The sequence below is a fragment of the Photorhabdus sp. CRCIA-P01 genome, from assembly GCF_003545805.1.
In the GTDB taxonomy this organism is placed as follows: Bacteria; Pseudomonadota; Gammaproteobacteria; order Enterobacterales; family Enterobacteriaceae; genus Photorhabdus; species Photorhabdus antumapuensis.
This window is the reverse complement of record NZ_NMQR01000118.1, coordinates 1-3,394: the sequence shown is the minus strand read 5'-3', so window position 1 is coordinate 3,394 and position 3,394 is coordinate 1. Positions and strand designations below refer to the sequence as shown.

The following is a 3,394-nucleotide window of genomic DNA, read 5'->3' as shown; positions in this document are numbered from 1 at the left end:
AGTGGAAGCCTGTAGCTTCCCGATGACTGGAGGATCCACTCATGAAATCTGATTGGTATGGAAGCCTGTGGTGGGGCGCATTATTGGGCACGGGAACTGAGAAAACAGGGACATGAAGTCCGTTTGCTTCAGGCCCGGTTTGTCCGGGCATTCCGGATGGGTAATAAAAACGATGTTCAGGATGCACGAGCTATTTGGAGGGCGGTTCAACAACCGGGTAAATCGGTAGCTATCAAAAATGAAGAACAACAAGCCATCCTGTCATTACACCGGATGCGCTACCAATGAGTGAAATTCCGAACCGCCCAAATCAATGCATTACATGGTAGAGTATAAAAAAGCGTGGTGTATTTCTACGCAGCCATCGCCTCACACTCAGTGTTCTTCAATGTGGGATACCAACGATGGAATAAGCTTTCCAACTCACCATTTAATACCGCTACCCGTGTTTGCAAGAGATAATGTGCACCTTGCTGGCTCCATTGCATTTGCTGCTTTTTAGCCATCCGCTTTGCTATCACTTCATTGACGGTGGATTCTACAAATGCCGTTGATATCGGCTCTCCGTAACGATATCTTTCGCCATAATTCGGGATCATCCCTTGGTTATTTGCAATATAAGTCATCATTTCGTCTAAGTAACGTACCACTTTTTTACTATTTTTATAGTGGGGTTCCGCGTCATCACAAATACACAAGCAGCTATCCAGCTGGTCAAGTGCATTTTCCACGTTACCCTGCCATAAATACCATTTCGTTTTTTCAAGCCGGCTTTGTAATTCGGTGCCAATCTCTACTGATTTAGCTAAAATACCTTTAATGCATTGATTTAATACAGTGAGTCGCATACTGACATGGAACCAATCTAAAATATGCTCCGCTTCAGGGTAGATACCTATTTGTATCATTCTCAAGTTATCAGCCCCATCCGATAAAAAGGTGATCTGCTGATTGGTTTGCATGCCCTGGGCATTCAATAATGACCGTAATCGTTTTCTTGGATTATCTTCTAAAACATGGATATAGCCAAATCGCTTCGCTTGGATATTTTCGGAGTACGCTTTTCCAGTAATAATTTCAAAATTATTTTTACGATTATGGCAATCCCTCACATAACCGCCACCAAACCTAATCACCATGGGTTTTCCTGGTCGGGGTAATTTGTCACAATCATACGCACTTTTTTCAAGGAAATCAGCTTGCGTGGCAAGCTCTGCTTCTTGCCGTTTGACAACACTCACTAAGTGATTACGCACTGTCGCGGCATTGAGTGTTTGGCTTATTGGTAAAATATCTTTTAATCGCTCAACGGTCAGATCATACGACATCAATGACGCCCATTTGGCTTCAATATACCGCATCTCAGGGTGCGTATTATCGGGCAGCTATTCACTGAGCAAACTGACTGATTTTGTTGTGGCTTGTTCGCACTGACAGCGGTAAAGGCGAAGACCTTTAATGGGAACAACCCCAAATAGTGTGTGATAATGGCGAGTTTGATGATCTTTTATTTGGCGTGTTTTTTCACAGTGGGGACAGCATCGATGCGCTTGCATATACGATTGGCTTTGTGCCTGAATTATCGATAACTGTGCGGTATTGAGTAATTTTTTTGATTCGTGACTTGATAACCCTAATGGCTCATTTTGTTCGGTTGTTTTATGCAGCGTCAGTAGTGTTTCTTGATAAGTTGAACCCTCATCCTGTATCACAACCGCTTTTATTATGACTTTCATCACTCCACCTCGGATTTTAAATGTTTATCTTTTCCTTAATTTATAATAGGTTGAAACACCAATGCACACGTTATCACAAGCTAATTTCAGGCGAATACCTTTTGATTTTAATTCATCAACAATAGCCACTTTACGTTTGTCTGCGGGCGGGCGACCTGCTCTTTCTCCTCGTCCTTTCTTAGCCGCAATCCCTTCAGCTTGACGTTCTCTGATGAGGGCTCGCTCAAACTGGCTAAATGCGGACATCATATGTAATTGTAGCTCTTGTAACGGATTACTCTCGGTAGCAGAAAAATGAATATTTTCCTTGATAAAAATAAGCGAAATGCCTCGCTGTTTCAGTTGAAGTGCTAAATTGCACATATCCATCATATTTCTGCATAAGCGATCTATCGAATGAACAACGAGCATATCTCCACTCTCTAATAGGGCTAATAGTTGTTGTAGGTTTGGGCGATGTGTATCTTTGCCGCTGGCAACATCGGTAAAAATATTTTTTATCTCATAACCGGCATTTTGAATAGCAATTTCTTGTCGCGCTGAATTTTGTTCTGCCGAGCTGATGCGGATGTAAGCATAAAGCATAAGATAATCCATAAAGGTTATAGAGGTTTTTGTAATATTCTCTAAACCTCATTTTAACCTACCTTTAGAAACAGTTTTAATGCAAATCTCTCTCTTTACGTAAAAGTATACCTTTATGGATAACAATCACACCTATCCGCTATAGCCATACTACAACAGGCTCCAGTTCAGGCGAATCAATATCGAGTTGACGCAATTGGCGATTAACCTTTGGGCGGTTAAATCTGACGGCATCCAGCGCATCAATCAATGGACGAATATCCCTTACCGTGGCCGTTTCATCGACATGAATGATAGCTTTCAGTAACGCCAGTGTTTTCTCACATTCATCAGCCAAGATTGCTCCGGGCATTCTATTTCCGGCCAGACAAGAAGGTGATTTCAGGCGAGAATTATCGATAATAGTTTCAATACGGATGTCGTGAAGCCAGTTCTCGAAAAAGTTGTATTCATAAGTGAAACGATCACCGGTATCAAATTCAAAAGTATCAAGCGTGGTTTTGTAAGGATTATCCGAAAACGCCATACCGCTAGAATAAGAAATACCGTAATCTTTGCCATAAATATGGAATTGGTGAAGGTGGTCGTCATGCCATCCTTGAGCAATCTGAATGATATCGTGAAAAGCCGCTAAAGACGTTGCACTTGATAGCCTGAATCGCCGCCAGACCATAGGGCTGACACCGCGAAGCGCCACTTTAACGATATAGGCTTTCATGGTGAGCTGCCTGCTAAAAACCTGCCAATTCGTTCATCATATCACCAGCTTAACGGAGTGCCCCAAGGTAATGAGATGGTTCCCCTCACTCTAACGGCAGTATATTAGCAGAGTGATTATCTTTGATAAGAGGCTACCATCATGAACACTATCGCACTGATTGGCATCGATCTCGGCAAGCATTCTTTTCATGTCCATTGTCAGGAGCAATCGGGAAAAGCTCTGCTACGTAAAAAATTCACCCGAACTAAATTGATGGAATTCTTAGCCGATTGCTCTCCGGCAACGGTTGTGATGGAAGCCTGTGCTGGCGCGCATTTCATGGCAAGGCGGATCGCTGATTTGGGGCATGAGG

2 protein-coding genes and 3 pseudogenes are annotated in these 3,394 nt (G+C 42.7%); 2 read left to right on the top strand and 3 right to left on the bottom strand.

Annotated features, from left to right (window positions below; all coding sequences use genetic code 11):
* Window positions 1-48 precede the first annotated feature (48 nt).
* Window positions 49-285, top strand: a pseudogene (locus D3222_RS23940) (IS110 family transposase); the annotation flags it as partial.
* Between the two features lie 68 nt (window positions 286-353).
* Here the strand turns inward: D3222_RS23940 and D3222_RS23935 are convergent.
* From D3222_RS23935 to D3222_RS23925, 3 genes and pseudogenes are all read right to left on the bottom strand, one after another.
* Window positions 354-1,736: pseudogene (locus tag D3222_RS23935) on the bottom strand (ISKra4 family transposase).
* Between the two features lie 24 nt (window positions 1,737-1,760).
* Window positions 1,761-2,321 (bottom strand): recombinase family protein, encoded by a 561-nt coding sequence (locus D3222_RS23930; RefSeq protein ID WP_118988287.1) that lies wholly within the window; start codon window positions 2,319-2,321, stop codon window positions 1,761-1,763.
* Window positions 2,322-2,460: 139 nt separating this feature from the next.
* Window positions 2,461-3,039, bottom strand: coding sequence for a plasmid pRiA4b ORF-3 family protein (locus tag D3222_RS23925; protein ID WP_118988286.1), 579 nt, complete (start codon window positions 3,037-3,039; stop codon window positions 2,461-2,463).
* 141 nt (window positions 3,040-3,180) lie between these two features.
* Between D3222_RS23925 and D3222_RS23920 the strand changes: the two are divergent.
* Window positions 3,181-3,394: pseudogene (locus D3222_RS23920) on the top strand (IS110 family transposase); the annotation flags it as partial.

Bases quoted from the DNA above. Each gene is read 5' to 3' on its own strand.
- D3222_RS23925 (WP_118988286.1), bottom strand. From the start codon at position 3,039: ATGAAAGCCTATATCGTTAAAGTGGCGCTTCGCGGTGTCAGCCCTATG.
- D3222_RS23930 (WP_118988287.1), bottom strand. From the start codon at position 2,321: ATGCTTTATGCTTACATCCGCATCAGCTCGGCAGAACAAAATTCAGCG.